The following is a 19,139-nucleotide window of genomic DNA, read 5'->3' as shown; positions in this document are numbered from 1 at the left end:
ATGAGCCATGAATCACATCCACACCACCCACAACGAAATCGAGAAAATCCCCGTCACGGTGCTGACCGGCTTTCTCGGCGCCGGTAAAACGACGCTGCTCAACTACATCTTGCGCGAGAAACACGGCCGCAAGATCGCGGTGATCGAAAACGAGTTCGGCGAAATCGGCATCGACGGTGGCCTCGTGCTCGAATCGACCGAAGAGATCTATGAAATGACGAATGGCTGCGTGTGCTGCGTCGGCGCGGTGCGCGAGGATCTGGTGCGGATCGTGCGCATGCTGGTGGAACGGCCGGACCGGCTCGATCACATCATCGTCGAAACCAGCGGGCTCGCCGACCCCTATCCGGTCGCGCAGACGTTCTTTCTCGACGATCCCATCGCCAAACAGGTCACTCTCGACGCCGTCGTCACGATGGTGGATGCGAAGCATATCGCCGCGCATCTGGACGATCTGGTGCTCGACGGCAGCGACAACCAGGCCGTGGATCAGATCGTGTGCGCGGATCGTATCGTCATCAACAAGGTCGATCTGGTGGGACCGGACGATATCGCCTCGCTTACGCAGCGTATTCGCGGACTCAATGCCACGGCGGAAATCGTCGAGTCGAGCTATGCGCAGATCGACCTCGGCAAGATTCTCGGCGTAGGTGCAAACGAGTTCTCGCAGATTCTCGTCGAGACCGACGGCTTGCATGAAGAAGAACATGCGCATGGTCATGAAGAACATGAGCACGAGCACGCCCATCACGACGACGATCACGCCGACCACCAGCACGACGAAAGCGTTTCCTCGGTCGGGATCGAAGTCGACGCGGATATCGACCTCGACGCGCTACAGGCGTGGCTCGCCGAACTGCGCAACTCGGATGCCGCAAACCTGTTCCGTATGAAAGGCATTCTCGCGGTGCAAGGCCAGTCGCATCGCTACGTGCTGCAAGGCGTGCACAACGTCATCGAACTACGCGCGGCGCAAGTGTGGGGCAGTGAGCCGCGTTCGTGCCGCATCGTTTTCATCGGACGCGATCTCGATCGCGCCGCGCTGACCGACCGCTTCCATGCCTGTCTTGCCGTGCCGGTTGCGGCCTGACGGGAGATCCGGTCGGCGCGCGTCGTAGTGCCGCGCGGCTAGGTCCGTGCGGCGCGCTCCGATCGATAACCATAATTTGGAGACACGTCATGAACACCGCCATACACCCCGTCGATCGCATTCTGCCGAAGCGCCAGATGATCACGCTCGGTTTGCAGCACATGCTAGTGGCTTACATCGGCGCCATTGCGGTGCCGCTGATCGTCGCGTCGGCACTGAAGATGTCGCCGGCCGACACCACCGTGCTCATCAGCACGGCGCTGTTTTGCTCGGGCATCTCGACGATTCTGCAAACCGTCGGCGTCTGGAAGTTCGGTGTGCGTCTGCCGATTCTGCAAGGCGTCGCATTCAGCAGTGTCGGGCCGGTGATCGCGATCGGCACGAGTCCGGGCGTCGGCTTTGCCGGCGTGTGTGGCGCCGTGATTGGCGCGGGTCTGTTCACGATGTTCGCCGCGCCGCTGGTCGGGCGCTTACGAAGATTCTTTCCACCCGTGGTGACCGGCTGCATCGTGACCGTGATCGGCTTGCAGTTGTTTCCCGTCGCGTATCAATGGGCTGGTGGCGGCGAGGCCGCGCAGCAGCAGTTCGGCGCGCTGCCCTTCCTGAGCGTCACGCTGTTCGTCGCGCTCGTGATTCTCGCGATCAACCGTTTTGCCAATGCGTTTCTGCGCAATCTGTCCGTGCTGATCGGTTTGATTGCCGGCGGCATTCTGGCATGTTCACTCGGCATGGGCAATTTCGCGAGCGTGGCACAGGCGCCGTGGTTCACCATGCCGCTGCCGTTTCACTTCGGCACGCCCGTTTTTTCGCTGGTGCCGGTGCTGACGATGATCGTCGTGATGGTGGTGCAGATGGTCGAATCCATGGGCCTGTTCGTCGCGATCGGCGACATCGTCGATAAGGACGTGAGCGAGGAGGACGTGGTGCGCGGCATGCGTGCGAACGGTCTGGCGAGCGCGATTGCGGGCATGTTCGCGGCGTTTCCGTTCATCGCGTTCATGGAGAACGTCGGGCTCGTCATTCTGACCGGCGTGCGCAGCCGCTGGGTGGTGGCGATCAGCGGCGTGCTGATGTGCGTGGTGGCGCTGGTGCCGAAGATCGGCGCGGTGGTTGCGTCGACGCCCTCCGCCGCGCTCGGCGGCGCGGGTATCGCGATGTTCGGCGTGGTGGTCGCGGCCGGTGTGCAGACGTTGGCGAAGGTGGACTTCGAGCGCAATCGCTACAACGTGCTGATTGTCGGCTTTACGATCGCCACCGCGTTGATTCCTGTAATGGCGCCGCAGGTCTTCAAGCACATGCCCGACTGGACGCAACCGTTCCTGCACAGCGGCGTGGTGCTGGCGTGCCTCGTTTCCGTCGTGCTGAACGCGGTGCTCAACGGCGCGCATGAAGAGGACGTGGTGCCGGCGCACAACATGGTCCGCGAATAAGCGGATGGTGCATGACGAGCGCGGCCGTCTTTGCAAAGGCGGCCGCTTCGCAGTAACCGAAAGGATATCGAATCGTGAGCATGCAAACTGAAGCGTTGCTGATCAAGAACCCTGTCGCGGTGATGAGCGGAATGAGCGGCGAGCGCGCGAGGCTCGGCCAGGTCGATCTGCGGATCCGCAATGGCCGTATCGAAACCATCGCGCCGAATCTCGAACCGCGTGCGGATGAACGCGTAATCGACGCGCGTTCCTGCGTGGTGTATCCGGGCTGGGTCAACACGCACCATCATCTGTTCCAGAATCTGTTGAAGGCCGTGCCGTCCGGTATCAATGCGGATTTGCAGGAATGGCTCGCCGCTGTACCGTATCCGCGTCTTGCGCGTTTTACGCCGGATCTGGCGCGCGTTGCCGCTCGCCTGGGTCTTGCCGAGTTGCTGCTCTCCGGCGTGACGACGTGCGCCGATCATCACTATCTCTATCACGCGGACGGCACCACCGAAACCGGCGATCTGCTATTCGACGAAGCGGCTTCGTTCGGCATGCGCTTCGTGTTGTGCCGCGGCGGCGCGTTGCAGGCGGCGGGAGATCATCCGGGTTTTTCCAAAGTCGCGCTCAAGCCCGAGACGCTCGATCAGATGCTTGCCGATATCGAGCGTTTGAAGTCGCGCTATCACGATGGCGGCGAGGCTTCGATGCGTCGCGTTGTAGTCGCGCCGACCACGCCGACGTTTTCCTTGCCGCCCGAACTGTTGCCCGAAGTCGCGCGCGCGGCTCGGCGGATGGGTTTGAGGTTGCATACGCACCTGTCCGAGACGACCCGTTATGTCGATTTCTGCAAGGAGCGCTTCAACAAACTGCCGGTCGAGTTCGTCGCCGATCATGAGTGGCTTGGACCGGATGTGTGGTTCGCACATCTCGTGCATCTGCAGGCGAGCGAGATCGCGATGCTCGCTGAAACCGGCAGTGGATGCTCGCATTGCCCGGTCAGTAACGCCAGGTTGGGCAGCGGCATCGCGCCCGCGCCGCAGATGGCGGCCGCCGGCGTGCCGATGTCGCTCGCCGTGGATGGCGTGGCGTCGAACGAATCCGGCAGCATGACCAACGAGGCGCATTTCGCGTGGCTCGTGCATCGCGCGTCGCAGGGCGCGTCGGCGACTACCGTCGAAGAGACGATTCACTGGGGCAGCGCGGGTGGCGCGGGCGTGCTCGGACTCGATGCGGTCGGCACGCTTGAAGTCGGCAAGGCCGCGGACTTCGTGCTGTATGACGTCAGCGATCTGCGCTTCAACGGCTTTCACGATGTCGCCGTTGCGCCGGTGACGGCGGGCGAGCCGGCGCGCGTTCGCTATAACGTGGTGAACGGCCGCGTGGTGGTGGATAACGGCGTGATTCCGGGTCTCGATCTCGACGCGCTGCGTTATGAAGCCGCTGAGGGCGTGAAGCTGTTGCTCGCCGATTAAAGCAAAGGGGACGCGTCAAGATGCAAAGCAAACGAATCCGGCTCGGTATTCTGACGCCGTCGTCGAACACCGCGCTCGAGCCGATGACGGCGGCGATGCTGAGCGAACTGCCGCACGTCAGCGCGCATTTTGCCCGCTTCACGGTGACGGAGATCGCGTTGTCCGAGCAGGCGCTCGGCCAGTTCGAGGTGAGCCGGATTCTGACGGCCGCGCGTCAACTGGCCGATGCGCGGGTGGACGTGATCGGCTGGAGCGGAACGTCGGCGGGCTGGCTGGGATTCGAGCGCGATCAGGCGCTGTGTCGGCAGATTACGCAGGCGACGGGCATTCCCGCGACGACTTCGGTGCTGGCGCTCAACGAGATCTTCGAGAAGACCTGTGTGCGGCGACTGGGTCTCGTATCGCCCTATACGGATGATGTTCAGCAGCGGATTGTGCGTAACTATGAGAAGCTCGGGATTGAATGCGTCGCGGAACGGCATTTGGGGCTGCGAGATAATTTCAGCTTCGCTGAAGTGCCCGATACACAACTCGCGATCATGATGCGCGAGGCAGCGTTCGCGAGACCGGATGCAGTGACGACCTTCTGCACGAATCTGCACGCGGCGCATCTGGTGCGTGCGTTCGAAATGGCGACGGATATTCCTGCTTATGACACGGTGGCGACGGTGGTCTGGAAGGCATTGAGGATGGTGGGAGTGGATATGAGGCCGTTGGCGAGATGGGGGCGGCTGTTTGCGTTTGAGTGCGACGTCATGCGTGCGACCTGAAGTTGAAAAATTGACACGCGATCATTGAACCGCTCGAAGATGTTTCTCACGCTGTTGTCTGTGCGTCGAGCCAACGCGTGGGAAATTCATTTTCACGGTTCAATGGCCTCGCCAAATCACAGCTTCGACGCCATCACAGGCGTTAGCGCCATCGACCTCAACCGTTCCACAGCCTCCACAAACGAAACCGTCATTTGCCGCCCATCCCGCAAGCGGATACTAATCGTCTGATCCCGCTCATCGCGCGAGCCCACCACAACCAGAAGCGGCACCTGTTTCTCGCGCGCATCGACAATCTTCTTCTCCAGCCGTTCAGGCCGACTATCAAGTACCGCCCTGACACCCGCATCGTCGAGCGCCTGCATGACCTCTTGCGCGTAAGCTCGATTCGTTTCGCTAATCGTCGCAACCACGACCTGTTCAGGCGCCAGCCACACCGGCAACCATCCCTCGTGATGCTCCAGCAGCATCGCGATGAACCGCTCCATGCTGCCGAGCACCGCGTGATGAATCATTACAGGCCGCTCACGCTCATTGCGCTCGTTGACGAACTCCGCGTCGAGCCGCTCGGGCAGCACGAAATCGAGCTGGATCGTGCCGCACTGCCAACTGCGCGCGCGGCTATCCAGCAGATGAAATTCGAGTTTCGGCCCATAAAAAGCGCCCTCTCCTTCGAGCACCTCGAATTCGAGCCCGGCCGCACGCGCCGCATTCGCCAGCGCATCTTCCGCGCGATCCCACGTTTGATCGTCGCCCGCGCGCATGGCCGGCCGCGTCGCGAGCGCGACCTTGAACCGGGGAAAACCGAGATCCGCATAGACCGTACGCAACAACGCACAGAAGCGGCCGACTTCTACCTCGATTTGAGCCTCCGTGCAGAACACATGCGCATCGTCCTGCACGAAAGCACGCGTGCGCTTCAATCCTTCGAGCGAGCCCGACGGTTCATCGCGATGACACGCGCCGAACTCGCTGTACCGCACCGGCAACTCGCGATAAGACCGCACGCGCTGATTGAATACCTGCACATGACAGGGACAACTCATCGGCTTCAGACACAGCGCGCGGCCTTCTTCCGCATCGGCTAACGAATACATCGCCGCGCCGAACTTCTCCCAGTGCCCGCTCTTCTCCCACAGCGAGCGCGCCAGCAATTGCGGCGTGCGAATCTCGCGAAAGCCCGCGCGACGCATGCGCGCACGCACATAAACTTCGAGCACGCGATACAGTTCCCAGCCGCGCGGGTGCCAGAAAACCATGCCGACGCCTTCTTCCTGTTGATGGAAGAGGTCGAGTTTATTGCCGATTACACGATGGTCGATATCGTTCACAGTCTTGCTCCATTTGATCGGTTACCGCGAATGGATGCCGCAAACGGAGGTCCAGAAATGCCAAAGGCCCCGTCCGTTTCCGGCGAGGCCTTTGGTGGTTTGCCACAGCGTCCTGCTTCTAGCGCGTGCAACCTCCAGACGACCCGCCTGTGAAGGTGGTCGTCGTGGTGGTGACGGCAGCGAAGGGAATCGAGTGGAAGTCCATGGATCGACAGTAAACGATTTTGTGACGGGACGTCAATCGCATTCTCGCCGCGCTCTGGTCAGAACGGCACATTAAACGCTACGATGTATGTCTGATCCGAAGCCCGTGCGTCTGCGCGAAACTTCGGTCTGCAACTCAACGATCCATCGAGCCTCTGACCTTGACTATCCATATCCGTCCCGCTCGCGCCGCCGACGCAGCGTTGATTCTTCGCTTCATCACTGAACTCGCGGTGTACGAGAAAGCGGAGCACGAAGTCGTCGCGACCGTCCACGACATCGAAGCGAGCCTGTTTTCCGCCGCTTCCAGCGCGAAGGCGCTGATCTGCGAGATGAACGGCGAGCCCATCGGCTTTTGCGTCTACTTTTTTTCGTATTCCACCTGGCTCGGCAAGCAGGGGCTTTATCTGGAAGACCTGTACGTGTCGCCGGCATCGCGTGGCAGCGGCGCGGGCAAACAGATGCTGCGTCACCTTGCGCGGATTGCCTGCGACACCGGTTGCGGCCGCTTCGAATGGAGCGTGCTCGACTGGAACGAGCCGGCCATCGGCTTCTATGAATCGATCGGCGCAAGCGCGCAAAGCGAATGGGTACGGTATCGGTTAGCGGGAGACGCGCTGAAGAAGTTTGCCGAGGGCGACGTGTGAGTGGTACGTTTATTCGCGCCGCAGACATAGCGACTTGGCGGCGATACCCACTGTGATACGTGCCTTGTTTGTCTGCAGCAAAAACCGCCTGCGCAGTCCAACCGCTGAGCAAGTGTTCGCCGGTTGGCCCGGCGTCGAGACCGACTCGGCCGGTCTCGGTGCCGATGCCGACCTGCCTCTTTCGCCCGAGCAGGTTCGCTGGGCCGACATCGTGTTCGTTATGGAGAAAGCGCATCGCGCGCGGCTGTCGGCGAAATTCCGCGCGTGCCTGAACGGCAAGAAAGTCGTATGTCTCGACATTCCCGACGACTATGCATTCATGCAGCCGGAACTCGTTGCGTTACTGGAATTGAAGGCGGGCAAGTTCCTTCGAAGCAAGTAGTGGTGCGCACTGGGCCCTACTCACTCACTGCGCCTCGCCATTCGCCACAGCGTCCACTTCGAACGCATCGCCCGTTGCAAAGAACGTTCCTCCGGCCACATAGTGACAGGTGCGCAGATCAGGATCGTCGCCGAAATGCCAGCGGTTGTTCGAGTACACGCGGCTATCCGCATACGCCGCGACGACTTCGCCGATGATCAGATCGTGGCGCTGGCTATCGTCCGGAATGACCTTGCACTCCATCCAGGTGATGCAACCCGCGAGCATGGGCACGTCGATCTGTTGCGCGGGGAACGTCTCCAGGTCGAAGGCGGAGAACTTGTCGAGTTCCGTGCCCGCGTTCGTACCCACCGCCAAGGTTTGCGCAGCGAATCCACGGCTCGGCAGTTGCAGCCCGAACACGCCGCTTGCCTCGATCAGTTGTCGCGTGAGCGTGCGGCTATCCACCACCACGACCACCTTCGGCGGGTTGAAGTCGAGCGGCATCGCCCACGAGGCCGCCATCACGTTCGAGCGGCCACCATGCGCGCTGGTGATGATCGTGACCGGACCATGATTCAGCAGTTGAGTGGCCCGCGGCAAAGCCACGGGTTCTCGGGTGATTTTCATACGTAGAATCCGCGTCAAATGAATGAGAGCGATTGTAGCGTCGGGGCTCGATACGCGCTGCGCACGCCACTTCGGCCCGATCCAGGTGAGAATGCAAGACGGTCGAACTTGTCGGAGAAACCATGCACATTGTCTGCCCGCATATCGCTGACAGTAGCGTCGTAGCACTCGCGAACTGAAGCGCGAATGTTCACCGAGTACATCGTCAAATGGGATCTGCAGCAGGACGGCGCGCCGATTCGCACGCACAGTAGCCGGCTGCTGCCGGTGCGCCGCCACGGTATTCCCGCGATGCTGAAAGTTGCACAGGAACCGGAAGAGAAATTCGGCGCGCGGTTGATGGTGTGGTGGGACGGCGAAGGCGCGGCCCGCGTGCTCGCGCACGATGCCGACGCCCTGCTGCTCGAGCGCGCGCAAAGCAGTCACGCGCTCGCGGACCTGGCACGCACCGGCGATAGCGACGCCGACGACCGCGCCACCGACATTCTCTGCGCCACTGCGGCGCAGCTCCACGCGCCACGAAGCAAACCGCCGCCCGCATTGATCGATTTGCCGCGCTGGTTCGCAAGTCTCTGGCCCGCCGCGCAAGAATACGGCGGCTGGTTGCACGACAGCGCCACTGTCGCGCAAGCCCTGCTCGCCGCGCCGCAAGACCCGGTGGTGTTGCACGGCGACATTCATCACGGCAATGTGCTCGATTTCGGCTCGCGCGGCTGGCTGGCCATCGACGCGAAAGGCCTCTACGGCGAACGCGGATTCGACTACGCGAACATTTTCTGCAATCCGGATGAGGCGTCGGCGTTGCGACCGGGTTGGTTCGAGCGTCGCGTCGAACGGGTCGCGCGGATGGCTGGACTCGATCGGCGCCGTCTGCTGCAGTGGATTCAGGCGTGGTCGGGGTTGTCCGCGGCGTGGATTCTCGAGACGGGCGAGGCGCCCGACATCGATACGAAGATCGGCAGGCTGGCTGCCGAGGCGCTCAAACTCTGAAGCGCTAAAGCGCAAGTAAGATCAGGCAAATCAGGGCGGCAACTCGCGAGCCGCCGCCCGGGTGTACATCAGTGCGGCGCTTTACCGTTGGGTACAGCGTCCAGCGGCTTGTGCTGTTCCTCGCCAAGTCCCGGGAAGAACGCGTTCCAGGCGGCGCGCACGCCTTGGGCCGCGGTGGCCTCGGCAGCGATCGATTCGGCTTCGCCTTCGCCGGCTGTCGATGGATCGGCGGACAAGCCGCGCCAGTGTGTGAACACGAGCAACGGTTTCTCGGTCCATACGCCGTCGCCAAACTTCGCGAAGGCCGTGTCCCCGCTCGTCAACTGCACCTCATACCAGCCTTCACGGACGGGCGTGTGGGCCTCAAGCTCAAACCACGGGGTCGGTTCGATTTCCTTCATGTCGTCTCCGGTCGGATAAATCATCATAGATAACCACAACAAAGGCTTTCTTCATGCCGGGGTCAGCAACGGCCCGGCAAGCGCGCTTGCGGCACCGCGTGTCACGCGATGTTGCAGTGCGGCGCGTGCGGCATGAGCTGCGGGCGATTCGTCGATGTCGCACACTCCGAAATCGCCGCGCATAAGCGACACGATAGCGCGACATGGGCCGCGCGGACAAACGCAAAAAGTTACACGCGCAACTTCGTGCCCGACGTGGCTGCCGGCCGGCGCTTCGGCTTGCCGTCCAACCCGGCCGCGAGCCCGGCCAGCACACGGATTGCGGGCGCCAGCCGTTCGGCCGGCGTATTGCCGTAACCGATCACGAGCCCATTCGTTTCGGCGCGCGGTTGCAATGCGAAGCCGGACAGCGCGCGCGGATTGAGCCCTTGCGCGAGCGCACGTTCGGCCAGCGTCCGATCGTCGATGCGCGGCGGCAAGCGCAGCGTCAGATGCATGCCGCAATTGCCGCCGAGAATCTGCGACGGCGCGAAATGCTCGGTCAGCGCATCGCGCAAAGCCTGCTGGCGCTCGCGATACAGACGCCGCATACGTCCGAGATGCCGCCCGAACTCGCCGCTCTCGATGAAATGCGCGAGCGCCAGTTGTTCCAGCCGATGTCCGCCGCGCAGCATCTCCTGCACCGCGATGGCGGTGTGCGCCGCGATCGGCTGCGGCAACACCACGAAGCCGATGCGCAGCGCGGGAAACATCGTTTTGCTGAACGAGCCGACGTACAACACCGGCGCGTCCTCGACCAGCCCTTGCATGCTGGCGATCGGCTCGCCGGTGTGGCGGAACTCGCCGTCGTAATCGTCTTCGATCAGCCACGCGCCGCTGCGGCGCGCCTGGGCGATCAGTTCCAGCCGACGCGCCACGGACAGCACCGAACCCGTCGGGTACTGATGCGCCGGCGACGTGTAGATCAGCTTCGGCGGTTGCGTGCGCCATGCGTCGGATGGCACCGCCATGCCTTCGGCGTCGACGGGAATCGGCAGCGTGGCCAGGTCGCCCAGATTGAACGCGGCCTTCGCGCCGCGATAGCCGGGATCCTCGACCCACGCCACGTCGCCGGGATTGGAGAAGAGGCGCACGCACAGGTTCAGCGCCTCCTGCGCGCCCTCGGTGATCACCACCTGCGAGCCTTCGCAGCGGACGCCGCGCGCCATGCGCAAATGTGCGGCGATCGCGTCGCGCAACGCCGGCTCGCCAGCGGGCGTGCCGTAGCCCAGCGCGAGGGGCGATGCGCGTTCCATCGAGCGTTCGAGCGCGCGCCGCCACGCAGTCAGCGGGAAACGGTCCAGGGCGGGCGTGCCGGGCGTCAGAGGGAAAGTGTTGTCGGCGTGGGTGCGCGTGGCCGCGAACTGCCCGACGCGCGACGCGTAGGCCACATCGGGCGCGGCCGGCTGCGAGGGCGGCTCACCGCGCGCGGATGGGCTGGAAAGCGGGCTCACGCGCGTGCCCTTCTTGTCGGCGACCACGTAACCCACGGCGGCAAGATGCTCGTACGCGATCACCACCGTGTTGCGCGACACGCCCATTTCCGCCGCGAGCAGGCGCGACGACGGCAACAGCGACCCCGCAGGCAAACGGCCCGCGAGAATCGCCTGCTGCAAGCGCTCGAGCAATTGTTTTTGCAGCGGCTCGGGCTTTGCGCCGCCGCCGGCGGCCGCCGACGCAGCCGGGCTGGCAAGCGGACCAATGATCTCGATCATCGCGGCTGGACCTATCAAATGACGTTGACGTGGATCTTTTTAACATACCACGTTTGCCGTATCTTTCTTTCATCATCGACGATCATTCGTAACCGACGGCAACTTTCAACCTTCCTGCATGGGACCAACGATATGGAATCCAGACGCAACGCATTCGACCAGCCGATAGGTGCCCCCGTGCCGGATTGGAACGGCGCTCAGGCTCCAAGCCGCGAGCCGCTGATAGGCCGCTATTGCCGGATCGAACCGGTAGACGTGGAACGTCACGCCGAGGACCTATACGACGCGTACAACTCGGCCACGGACGGCCGCGACTGGACCTATCTGGGCGTCGGTCCGTTCGAGAGTCTCGCTGCCTATCGCGAGCATCTGACGCGCGCCGCCGCGTCCGCCGATCCGCTGCACCATGCGGTGATCGATCTGGCGACCGGCAAGGCGGTCGGCACGCTGGCGCTGATGCGGATCGACCGCGCCAACGGCGTGATTGAAGTCGGCCACGTCACCTATTCGCCGCGCCTGAAGCGCACGCGCATCGCCACCGAAGCGATGTTTCTGCTGATGACCCAGGTGTTCGACAAACTCGGCTATCGGCGCTTCGAATGGAAGTGCGATTCGTTGAACGCGCCGTCGCGCGCGGCGGCTTTGCGCTACGGCTTCACGTTCGAGGGGATCTTCCGCCAGGCGATCGTGTATCGCGAACGCAATCGCGACACGGCGTGGTTTTCGATCATCGACAGTGAATGGCCCGCGCTGCGTTCGAGCTATACGCGATGGCTCGATACCGGCAATTTCGATGCGCAAGGCCAGCAGGTTGAGCGGCTGGCGGATCTGATCGCACGGCAGCGGGCAGTGACAAGCGGCGACGCTTAATGAGCTGATTGTCGAGCCGGCCGGCGCGCATGGCTTGCTCCATCTGACCGGCAACCGCGGCGCTCGCCGCGTGCCGGCTCAAACCGCGTGGGCCTGCCGACGCAGCACGATGGTCGGCTTGCCTTTGTACGTGGTGCGATGCTGCTCGCGATAGCCGCACTTGTGAGCAACGCGCAGCGACGGCAGATTCTCCGGCGCAACGATGCAGGCCGTTTCGCCATCCGGCCACTGCATGTCCGCCCACTCAAGCGCGGCGCGCACGGCTTCGGTCGCGTAGCCGCGGCCATGCACGGCCGGGTCTAGCGCCCAGCCGACTTCGGGCGCCATCAATGACGGTTCGATCTCGCGATGATAGTCGGCAAAGCCGACTTCGCCGAGAAACCGGCCGCTCTGCTTTTCCCGCACGACCCAATAGCCGTAGTTCAGCATCGCCCAATGGCCGGCGTAGCGCAGCAGACGCGCCCAGACTTCTTCGCGCGTGAAGGGCTTGCCGCCGATGTAGCGGATCACTTCGGGATCGGACCACATCGCGTAGCTTTCGAGGAAATCGTCGCGGGTGTGGGGTCGCAGGGTGAGGCGGGCGGTGGTGAGGAGCGTGGGAGCAATCGGCATTGCGTAGGAGCGGATAGTTGATGAATGGCTTGGCAATCAGCGGCTCGATGATCGCAGATTTTTTGCGCGCCAGGGACGTGGACAAAATCCTGCGTGCGCGCGTGCGGCAAAGCTATGGCATGCGAAGAGACTTCGCCCTACACTCGCCGGGTACGGCCAACCATCGTTGCCACGCGCTCACTACCGCTCCGTCGATGAAAACTCGCCTGCGCTACCTCACCGCGCTGATCGTGAACGTCGCCTTGCCCGTGCTCGCCTACCGGCTCGCTTTCCCGCACTGGGGCCAGCTTGGCGCGCTGGCCGCGTCGGCGCTGCCGCTGGTCGCCTGGATAAGCTGGGACCTTTTGCGCTATCGCCATTTCGACGCGCTCAGCGCACAAGTGCTGATCGGCATCGTGCTGTCGCTGCTGGCACTCAGCATCGGCTTCGGCGGCAACACGCGAATGCGCGAGATCGCAGACCCGATGGTCTCCGGCATGATCGGCGTATCGTTCCTGTTGTCGCTCGCGCTGCCCAAGCCACTGGTGTTTTACCTCGCCCGCTCGACCATGTCGCGTGAGGATCATCGCAGCGTCGAGAGCTTCGAAAAGCATTGGCGCGAACGTCCCTCGCTGGTCGCGTACATCCGCTTGATGACGCTCGTGTGGGGCATCGGCATGACGGGCGAGAACATATTGCGCAGTCTGATCGTCTGGCAATGGCCCGACGATCCGCGCTCGGTCATCGCTTCCAACGTGCTGAGATACGGCGTCTATGCCGGCCTGACCGTCTGGACCTTCTGGTGCCGCCGGCTGATCAAGCGAGACGCGCTACGTTATCCGGACGACACTGTAGACGCGACCAAGACAAACCACCTCGCCAGTTCATAAGCCCGAACCTCACGCCAGTTCGAGAAAGCGCGCCAGACAGGGATTGCGATTCGTCGGCGACCACGCCAACACCTGTTCGATCAGCGGCGCATCGACCAGCGGCCGGAACACCACGCCCGCGAGTTGCGCGCGGCGCATGGAAGCCGGCACGAGCGCTACGCCCACCCCTTCGTCGACGAGACTCAGCACCGTCTGTTGCAACTGCACTTCGAAACGTATGTCGGGTTCGAAGCCGCCCGAGCGGCAATGCTCGAGGATCGTCGCGCGCAATGTTGGCGCGACTTCCTCGGACGCGAGCACGAACGGCTCGCCAGCCAGTTGCGCGATCTTCAGACGCCGCGCGCGAGCCCGCGGATGACTGCGCGACAGCGCAACACATAGCGGCTCGCTGAGAATCGTGCGTGCGGCGAGCCCCTTGTCCGGCGCGTTCGGGAACATGATGGCCGCGTCGATCTGCCCGGTCAGCACCTGCGCAGCGAGATCGTTCGAGACGACCTCGCGCAAATTCAACGCGACCTCGGGATACGCCGCGCCGAAAGCCCGCGCATAACCCGGCACGACGCTATACGCCGCACACATCGTGAAGCCGATGGCGAGCTTGCCGGCGTCACCCTGCGCGGCGGCTTGCGCATTGCTGACCGCTTGCTCAACGGAGGCGAGAATCGCTTTCGCGTCGGCGTAAAAACGCTCGCCCGCAGCGGTCAAGCTCACGCTGCGCGGGCTGCGCTCGACCAACGTCACGCCGACGCTCGCCTCCAGCGCCGCCAGTTGACGGCTCAACGGCGGCTGCGACAGATTGAGACGCGCTGCCGCCCGGCCGAAATGGCGCGTCTCGGCCAGCGTCACGAAGTAGCGCAGCGGCTTGATATCAATCACGATGCCCTCACGCAAAATGACAATGCAAAAAAGGTATTATTAAGCACAGAAAACAGTATTGGATTGTATCGCCGCTAACCTCTACGCTGGCGAATCGCCACGCTTCCCCCACATCTCTGTGCCGATGTTAGCCACCCTCGAAATCCTGCTTCCCGTTTTCGGTTTGATTTTCGCGGGTTTCGCCTGCCGCCGGCGCAACGTGCTCGGACCAAACTCGGCGTCGGAGCTGAACCGCTTCGTGGTCTGGCTGGCACTGCCGGCGCTGCTGTTCGACATCATGGCGCACGCCACGTGGCAGCAGCTCTATCAACCGGCCTTCGTCGCTACATTTTCGATTGCGTGCGTTAGCGTGTTCGTGCTGATTCTGGCGATGCGGTTAATGACCGGCCGGCATCTCGCGGATGCAAGCGTCGATGCGATTGCGGCCTCGTATCCGAACACCGGCTATATCGGCTTCCCGCTTGGCATGATCGCGTTCGGCTCGGCGAGCCTGACGCCGACTACGATCGCCACGATCCTTGTCGCATGTGTGCTGTTCGCGGTTGCCATCGTGCTGATCGAAGTCGGTCTGCAGACCGAACGCACGCCACATAAGCTGGGTTTGAAAGTGCTGCGCTCGCTGGCCCGCAATCCGCTGATCGTGTCGCCGATTGCCGGCGTGCTGTTTGCCAGCCTCCACGTCGCGTTGCCGGCCAGCGCGGAGACCTTCCTGAAACTGCTGGGCGGCGCAGCGAGTCCATGCGCGCTGGTGAGCCTCGGTCTGTTCCTCGCCGAGAAGCGCCCGGCCGACGCCGGCGCACGAGGCATCTCCTGGCTGCTCACTGGCGTGAAGCTGCTCGTGCAGCCGGCGCTGACCTGGTGGCTCGCGGCACGCGTGTTTGGGCTCTCGTCGACGCTGGTCGAAATGGCGGTCATTCTCGCCGCGTTGCCCACCGGCACCGGCCCGTTCATGCTCGCCGAGTTCTACGAGCGTGAAGCGCACATCACCTCGCGAACGATCTTGCTCTCGACCGTAGGCTCGATCGTGACCCTCTCGTTGCTGCTGCTGTTGATGGGCCATCGCACGTAAGCGCACGCGAGCACACGTAAGCGCACATAAGCGCACATAAGCGAATCCACGCGCACCCGAACGCGCCGACCGGCGCGCAAGCTGCGCAGGCACGCACCTCGCGCTATGCTTCGCGAACGGATCGCCCCGGTCCGCGACCTTCGTCCGCAATGCGCAAAGCCTGAGCCAAGCCGCCGTGCCCAAAGCCCGCCCACCCGAACTCCACGACGACGCCGACGCCCGTTCGCTCGCGCGGCACTATCCGCGCGGACTGCGTATCGACCCGCACTCGCACACGTGGGCGCAGGTGCTGTACGCGGTATCGGGCGTGATGTGGGTCGAGGTCGGCCGCGAAGCGCTGGTCGTGCCGCCGCAGCGCGCCGTCTGGCTGCCGGCCGGCACGCTGCACTCCATCCACATGATGAGCGAAGTGGAGATGCGCAACCTCTATCTCCACGCGCGTAATGTCGGTCACCTGAGCCGCCGCAGCGACGTGTTCGAAGTGAACGGCCTGCTGCGCGAACTGATCACGTCGATCGCGGAGCATGAAGGCAGCGACTCGCGCGATCAAACCTATCTCGACGCCGCCTACCGTCTCGCCATGCTGGAACTGGGACACGCGCCGCGCTCGTCGCTGCGCATCGCGCTGCCCGACGCTTCGGACCGGCGGCTCGATGCGTTGTGCCGCGCGGTGATCGACAATCCGTCGATTGCGATCAGCTTCGAACAGCATGCGGCGTCGGTCGGGGCGAGCGTGCGGACGCTGGCGCGGCTTTTCACACGCGAACTGGGCGTCGGCTTTGCAGAATGGCGCCGCCAGGTGCAACTGGCGGTCGCCGTCTCCTGGCTCGCCGAAGGACGCCCGGTGAGCAGCATCGCACGCTCGCTCGGGTTTCAGCCGAGCAGCTTCAGCGACATGTTCCGGCGCGAACTGGGCGCACCGCCGACCGGGTTCGATCCAAGCGGCACATTGAGCGAAATCGCGTCCGCCGTCTCGCCCGAAGCCGCGAAAAGCCGCCAAAGTTGATCAGGTTCCCTGCGTACCAGCACGCAGGACTTGGAAACGTCTTGTCCGAATTTCGAAAGCCTTTGTCTCAACGCCTTTCTGCCCGCCACCTAGACTAACGTTCAATCTACCGCGCAACGCAGCCCGGAATCCAATTGGAGCCACAACCGATGAAAGCCATCCAGTTCAAATCTTTTGGCAGCCCCGAAGTGCTCGACTACACCGACCTGCCGACCCCGCAAGCCGATGCGGACAACGTCGTCGTGCAGGTCAAAGCAGCCTCGGTGAACCCGAGCGACGTCAAGAACGTCTCCGGGCATTTCGCACACACGGTGCTGCCGCGCACGCCGGGCCGCGACTTCAGCGGCGTGGTGGTGGACGGCCCGCAAGCCTGGCTCGGCGCCGAAGTGTGGGGCACGGGTGGCGACATCGGCTTCACGCGCGACGGCACGCACGCCGAATTCATCAAGCTGCCGCTCGCGGCACTCTCGCGCAAACCCAAAACGCTGAGCCACGCGGAAGCCTCCGCGATCGGCGTGAACTTTGTGGTTGCCTGGCTCGGCACGGTCGAGTACGCGCATCTGCAATCGGGCGAAACCATCGCCGTGATCGGCGCCGGTGGCGGCGTGGGCGGTGCGGTGGTGCAGATCGCCAAGGCGCGCGGCGCCCGCGTGATCGCCGTGGACCGTCACGCGCTAGACGCGAACACGCCGGCGGGCCGCCTGATCGACGACTACGTGCCGTTCGATGAAACCGTCACGGACCGCTTGCGAGCGCTCACCGACGGCGCGGGCGCGGACGTGGTGTACGACACCGTCGGCGGCGTAGCGTTCGAGACCGCGTTGAGCCTCGTCAAACGTCGTGGCCGCGTGCTCGAAATCAGCGGCACGGGCAAGCGCCGCGTCGAATTCGACCTGATCGACTTCTATCACAACGAGACGCAATTGCTCGGCGTGGACAGCGCGAAACTCGGCGTCGCGGAATCGGCGCCGTTGATGACGGCGCTAGTCGACGGCTTCGAAACCGGCAAGCTGACCGGCCCGGCGATCGCACAGACATTCCCGCTCGAACGCGCTCGCGAAGCCTACGAGGCCGTGGCCGCCGGCACACGCGGCCGGGTCGTCATCGCAATGTGATCGCCATCGCGACCGGCGGGCGTGGCAGCCCGCCTCTCACCCGGATACAACAGTCATGAAAGCGTATTTGATCTCGCTGGCCGCCGGCGTGCTGGTCGGCCTCCTCTACAGCGTGATGGACGTGAAGTCGCCCGCGCCGCCAACCGTCGCGCTGGTCGGACTGCTCGGCATGCTCGGCGGCGAACATATGATTCCGTTGGTGCGGACGTGGCTGGCGTTGGGCATTCATTAACTCGCCTCTTGCGGCTGCGTCTTTCAGAGGCACCTTTTCCGTCACCCTGCGTCACACGCTAAGATTGAGCCCGACGGGCTCGTGCGTCGCCCGCAGACGACAAGAAAAGCTTTGCCTCGGAGAATCAGATGCCTGAAGAATATGAAGTGCATGGTCCGCACGACCATGCCGTGGAACATGCCGGTCATCACGACGCGGATCCGTTTGCGAGCCGCATGGCCGTGATGACGGCCATTCTCGCGACGATCGGCGCGCTGTGCGCGTACCAGAGCGGCAACAGCGAAAATCTCGCGCTGTACTACAAGAACGAAGCCGCCATCAAAAAGACCGAAGCGTCGAACCAGTGGAACTACTACCAGGCGAAGGGCGAGAAGCAAAATCTCGCCGAACTGGGCGCGGCGCTGTCCGCCGGCAACACGGACGCGCATGCGAAATTCCTCGCCGACGTCGACAAATACAAGCAGCAAAAAGAGCCGATCCGCGCGAAGGCCGAAGCGATCGAAAAGGAAGTCGTCGATAACGACGCGCGCAGCGAAGCGTTGCTGCATGGCCATCATCGCTGGGCACAGGCCACCACGCTGATTCAGGTGGCGATCGCCCTGTGCGCGATCACATTGCTGACGCGCAAGAAATGGCTGCGCAACGTCTCGTTCATAGTGGCCGGCGCGGGCGTGATCACCGGCGCGTTGGCGTTTTTCTCGGCTTGATGGGCGAAGCGGCGTGCGGCGATAGCGCGCCGCACGCTGCGAATGAAGGAGTACAGCGTGGTTGATGGGTCCGCGGTTCTTGGCGTTTTCTCTGTGTACGTGGCCGGCGTGGTGATTCCCGGGCCGAACTTCGTTGCCGTCGCGCACAAGGCTGCATCGGCGACGCGCGTCGAAGCGCTCGCGATGGTCGGCGGCATCGTGCTGGTCAATCTGTTCTGGGCAAGCTGCGCGATTCTAGGCGTCGGCATCGTGTTCACGGCTTTTCCGTGGCTCGCATTGGCGGTAAAGCTGGCCGGCGCGGGCTATCTGATCTGGTTCGGCGCACGCCTGATCGTCAACGCGTCGGCGGGTAAACCGACCGCCGGCGTGAATGCCACGGCGGGCGGCTTTCGGCAAGCGTTCGCGCAAGGCTTCGCGACCAACATCGCGAATCCGAAGTCGATGGCGTTCTTCGCCGCCGTGTTCTCGTCCGCCGCGCCGGCGCATGTCAGCGTCGGCACGTTTGTGGCGATGCTCGGCATGGTGTGCGTGGTCGCAAGCAGTTGGTACGGATTCATCGCGCTGACCTTGTCGCATGAGCGCATTGCGACCGCGTACCGGAGCTGCAAGGCGTGGATCGATCGCGTTTGCGGCGGGTTGATCGTCGCGTTGGGCTTGCGTCAGTTGATCCGGTAGGTTCTATACGCTGACACATGAGGCGTGAGGGCAAAGTGTT

Annotated in this window: 21 protein-coding genes; 15 read left to right on the top strand and 6 right to left on the bottom strand. The window is 63.4% G+C overall.

Translation table 11 applies throughout. The features are described from left to right. Window positions 1-7: 7 nt before the first annotated feature. From BPHYT_RS35335 to BPHYT_RS35320, 4 genes are all read left to right on the top strand, one after another. Complete coding sequence (locus BPHYT_RS35335) at window positions 8-1,090, top strand: CobW family GTP-binding protein (RefSeq protein ID WP_012428921.1); 1,083 nt, start codon at window positions 8-10, stop codon at window positions 1,088-1,090. 89 nt (window positions 1,091-1,179) lie between these two features. Further along, complete coding sequence (locus BPHYT_RS35330; protein ID WP_012428920.1) at window positions 1,180-2,520, top strand: nucleobase:cation symporter-2 family protein; 1,341 nt, start codon at window positions 1,180-1,182, stop codon at window positions 2,518-2,520. An 80-nt stretch (window positions 2,521-2,600) separates the two neighbouring features. After that, entirely contained in the window at window positions 2,601-3,980 is a 1,380-nt protein-coding gene (locus BPHYT_RS35325) for an amidohydrolase family protein (protein ID WP_407669305.1), read from the top strand. Between the two features lie 20 nt (window positions 3,981-4,000). Then, complete coding sequence (locus BPHYT_RS35320) at window positions 4,001-4,750, top strand: maleate cis-trans isomerase family protein (RefSeq protein ID WP_012428918.1); 750 nt, start codon at window positions 4,001-4,003, stop codon at window positions 4,748-4,750. Window positions 4,751-4,866: 116 nt separating this feature from the next. Here the strand turns inward: BPHYT_RS35320 and thrS are convergent, their stop codons facing one another. Next, window positions 4,867-6,081: a threonine--tRNA ligase gene (gene thrS / locus BPHYT_RS35315; RefSeq protein ID WP_012428917.1), complete on the bottom strand. Its 1,215-nt coding sequence runs from the start codon at window positions 6,079-6,081 to the stop codon at window positions 4,867-4,869. A 365-nt stretch (window positions 6,082-6,446) separates the two neighbouring features. Between thrS and BPHYT_RS35310 the strand changes: the two genes are divergently transcribed. Beyond that, entirely contained in the window at window positions 6,447-6,932 is a 486-nt protein-coding gene (locus BPHYT_RS35310; RefSeq protein WP_012428916.1) for a GNAT family N-acetyltransferase, read from the top strand. A 52-nt stretch (window positions 6,933-6,984) separates the two neighbouring features. Further along, window positions 6,985-7,314 (top strand): low molecular weight protein tyrosine phosphatase family protein, encoded by a 330-nt coding sequence (locus BPHYT_RS35305; protein ID WP_012428915.1) that lies wholly within the window; start codon window positions 6,985-6,987, stop codon window positions 7,312-7,314. Window positions 7,315-7,338: 24 nt separating this feature from the next. Here BPHYT_RS35305 and BPHYT_RS35300 read toward each other — a convergent pair whose 3' ends face one another. Further along, window positions 7,339-7,923 carry a flavin reductase family protein gene (locus tag BPHYT_RS35300; RefSeq protein ID WP_012428914.1) on the bottom strand — a complete coding sequence of 195 codons (585 nt, stop codon included), beginning with the start codon at window positions 7,921-7,923 and terminating at the stop codon, window positions 7,339-7,341. Between the two features lie 186 nt (window positions 7,924-8,109). On the opposite strand from BPHYT_RS35300, the gene BPHYT_RS35295 reads away from it, so the two are divergent. Next, a complete protein-coding gene (locus tag BPHYT_RS35295; protein ID WP_012428913.1) occupies window positions 8,110-8,913 on the top strand; it encodes an aminoglycoside phosphotransferase family protein in 804 nt (267 codons plus the stop codon). A gap of 68 nt (window positions 8,914-8,981) precedes the next feature. Here BPHYT_RS35295 and BPHYT_RS35290 read toward each other — a convergent pair whose 3' ends face one another. Continuing rightward, a complete protein-coding gene (locus BPHYT_RS35290; RefSeq protein WP_012428912.1) occupies window positions 8,982-9,314 on the bottom strand; it encodes a hypothetical protein in 333 nt (110 codons plus the stop codon). A gap of 230 nt (window positions 9,315-9,544) precedes the next feature. Then, entirely contained in the window at window positions 9,545-11,068 is a 1,524-nt protein-coding gene (gene pdxR / locus BPHYT_RS35285) for a MocR-like pyridoxine biosynthesis transcription factor PdxR (protein WP_012428911.1), read from the bottom strand. Window positions 11,069-11,200: 132 nt separating this feature from the next. Between pdxR and BPHYT_RS35280 the strand changes: the two genes are divergently transcribed. Next, window positions 11,201-11,938 (top strand): GNAT family N-acetyltransferase, encoded by a 738-nt coding sequence (locus tag BPHYT_RS35280; RefSeq protein ID WP_012428910.1) that lies wholly within the window; start codon window positions 11,201-11,203, stop codon window positions 11,936-11,938. Window positions 11,939-12,016: 78 nt separating this feature from the next. On the opposite strand, the gene BPHYT_RS35275 is transcribed toward BPHYT_RS35280, so the two are convergent. After that, window positions 12,017-12,550 (bottom strand): GNAT family N-acetyltransferase, encoded by a 534-nt coding sequence (locus BPHYT_RS35275; RefSeq protein ID WP_012428909.1) that lies wholly within the window; start codon window positions 12,548-12,550, stop codon window positions 12,017-12,019. A gap of 194 nt (window positions 12,551-12,744) precedes the next feature. Here BPHYT_RS35275 and BPHYT_RS35270 point away from each other — a divergent pair, with 194 nt between their 5' ends. Next, complete coding sequence (locus BPHYT_RS35270; RefSeq protein WP_012428908.1) at window positions 12,745-13,419, top strand: VC0807 family protein; 675 nt, start codon at window positions 12,745-12,747, stop codon at window positions 13,417-13,419. A 9-nt stretch (window positions 13,420-13,428) separates the two neighbouring features. On the opposite strand, the gene BPHYT_RS35265 is transcribed toward BPHYT_RS35270, so the two are convergent. Further along, entirely contained in the window at window positions 13,429-14,295 is an 867-nt protein-coding gene (locus BPHYT_RS35265; protein WP_012428907.1) for a LysR family transcriptional regulator, read from the bottom strand. Between the two features lie 124 nt (window positions 14,296-14,419). Between BPHYT_RS35265 and BPHYT_RS35260 the strand changes: the two genes are divergently transcribed. The 6 genes from BPHYT_RS35260 (at window position 14,420) to BPHYT_RS35235 (ending at window position 19,099) form a co-directional block, all read left to right on the top strand. Next, window positions 14,420-15,364 carry an AEC family transporter gene (locus BPHYT_RS35260; protein ID WP_012428906.1) on the top strand — a complete coding sequence of 315 codons (945 nt, stop codon included), beginning with the start codon at window positions 14,420-14,422 and terminating at the stop codon, window positions 15,362-15,364. A 175-nt stretch (window positions 15,365-15,539) separates the two neighbouring features. Further along, window positions 15,540-16,370: an AraC family transcriptional regulator gene (locus BPHYT_RS35255; RefSeq protein WP_012428905.1), complete on the top strand. Its 831-nt coding sequence runs from the start codon at window positions 15,540-15,542 to the stop codon at window positions 16,368-16,370. Between the two features lie 149 nt (window positions 16,371-16,519). Continuing rightward, a complete protein-coding gene (locus BPHYT_RS35250) occupies window positions 16,520-17,485 on the top strand; it encodes a quinone oxidoreductase family protein (RefSeq protein WP_012428904.1) in 966 nt (321 codons plus the stop codon). A gap of 55 nt (window positions 17,486-17,540) precedes the next feature. Then, entirely contained in the window at window positions 17,541-17,717 is a 177-nt protein-coding gene (locus tag BPHYT_RS35245) for a DUF1427 family protein (RefSeq protein WP_012428903.1), read from the top strand. A 128-nt stretch (window positions 17,718-17,845) separates the two neighbouring features. After that, entirely contained in the window at window positions 17,846-18,424 is a 579-nt protein-coding gene (locus BPHYT_RS35240) for a DUF4337 domain-containing protein (protein WP_012428902.1), read from the top strand. A 57-nt stretch (window positions 18,425-18,481) separates the two neighbouring features. Continuing rightward, on the top strand, window positions 18,482-19,099 hold the full coding sequence (locus tag BPHYT_RS35235) for a LysE family translocator (RefSeq protein ID WP_012428901.1): 618 nt from the start codon (window positions 18,482-18,484) through the stop codon (window positions 19,097-19,099). Window positions 19,100-19,139: the final 40 nt, after the last annotated feature.

Source organism: Paraburkholderia phytofirmans PsJN, from assembly GCF_000020125.1.
Classification (GTDB): domain Bacteria; phylum Pseudomonadota; class Gammaproteobacteria; order Burkholderiales; family Burkholderiaceae; genus Paraburkholderia; species Paraburkholderia phytofirmans.
The sequence above is the reverse complement of the archived record's forward strand: the minus strand, read 5'-3'. Positions and strand labels throughout refer to the sequence as shown.

Coding starts and splice junctions, on each gene's coding strand:
- BPHYT_RS35270 (WP_012428908.1), top strand. CDS start 12,745: ATGAAAACTCGCCTGCGCTACCTCACCGCGCTGATCGTGAACGTCGCC.
- BPHYT_RS35295 (WP_012428913.1), top strand. CDS start 8,110: ATGTTCACCGAGTACATCGTCAAATGGGATCTGCAGCAGGACGGCGCG.
- BPHYT_RS35320 (WP_012428918.1), top strand. CDS start 4,001: ATGCAAAGCAAACGAATCCGGCTCGGTATTCTGACGCCGTCGTCGAAC.
- BPHYT_RS35300 (WP_012428914.1), bottom strand. CDS start 7,923: ATGAAAATCACCCGAGAACCCGTGGCTTTGCCGCGGGCCACTCAACTG.
- BPHYT_RS35330 (WP_012428920.1), top strand. CDS start 1,180: ATGAACACCGCCATACACCCCGTCGATCGCATTCTGCCGAAGCGCCAG.
- BPHYT_RS35240 (WP_012428902.1), top strand. CDS start 17,846: ATGCCTGAAGAATATGAAGTGCATGGTCCGCACGACCATGCCGTGGAA.
- pdxR (WP_012428911.1), bottom strand. CDS start 11,068: ATGATCGAGATCATTGGTCCGCTTGCCAGCCCGGCTGCGTCGGCGGCC.
- BPHYT_RS35325 (WP_407669305.1), top strand. CDS start 2,601: ATGCAAACTGAAGCGTTGCTGATCAAGAACCCTGTCGCGGTGATGAGC.
- BPHYT_RS35250 (WP_012428904.1), top strand. CDS start 16,520: ATGAAAGCCATCCAGTTCAAATCTTTTGGCAGCCCCGAAGTGCTCGAC.
- BPHYT_RS35290 (WP_012428912.1), bottom strand. CDS start 9,314: ATGAAGGAAATCGAACCGACCCCGTGGTTTGAGCTTGAGGCCCACACG.
- BPHYT_RS35245 (WP_012428903.1), top strand. CDS start 17,541: ATGAAAGCGTATTTGATCTCGCTGGCCGCCGGCGTGCTGGTCGGCCTC.
- BPHYT_RS35280 (WP_012428910.1), top strand. CDS start 11,201: ATGGAATCCAGACGCAACGCATTCGACCAGCCGATAGGTGCCCCCGTG.
- BPHYT_RS35260 (WP_012428906.1), top strand. CDS start 14,420: ATGTTAGCCACCCTCGAAATCCTGCTTCCCGTTTTCGGTTTGATTTTC.
- BPHYT_RS35335 (WP_012428921.1), top strand. CDS start 8: ATGAATCACATCCACACCACCCACAACGAAATCGAGAAAATCCCCGTC.
- BPHYT_RS35275 (WP_012428909.1), bottom strand. CDS start 12,550: ATGCCGATTGCTCCCACGCTCCTCACCACCGCCCGCCTCACCCTGCGA.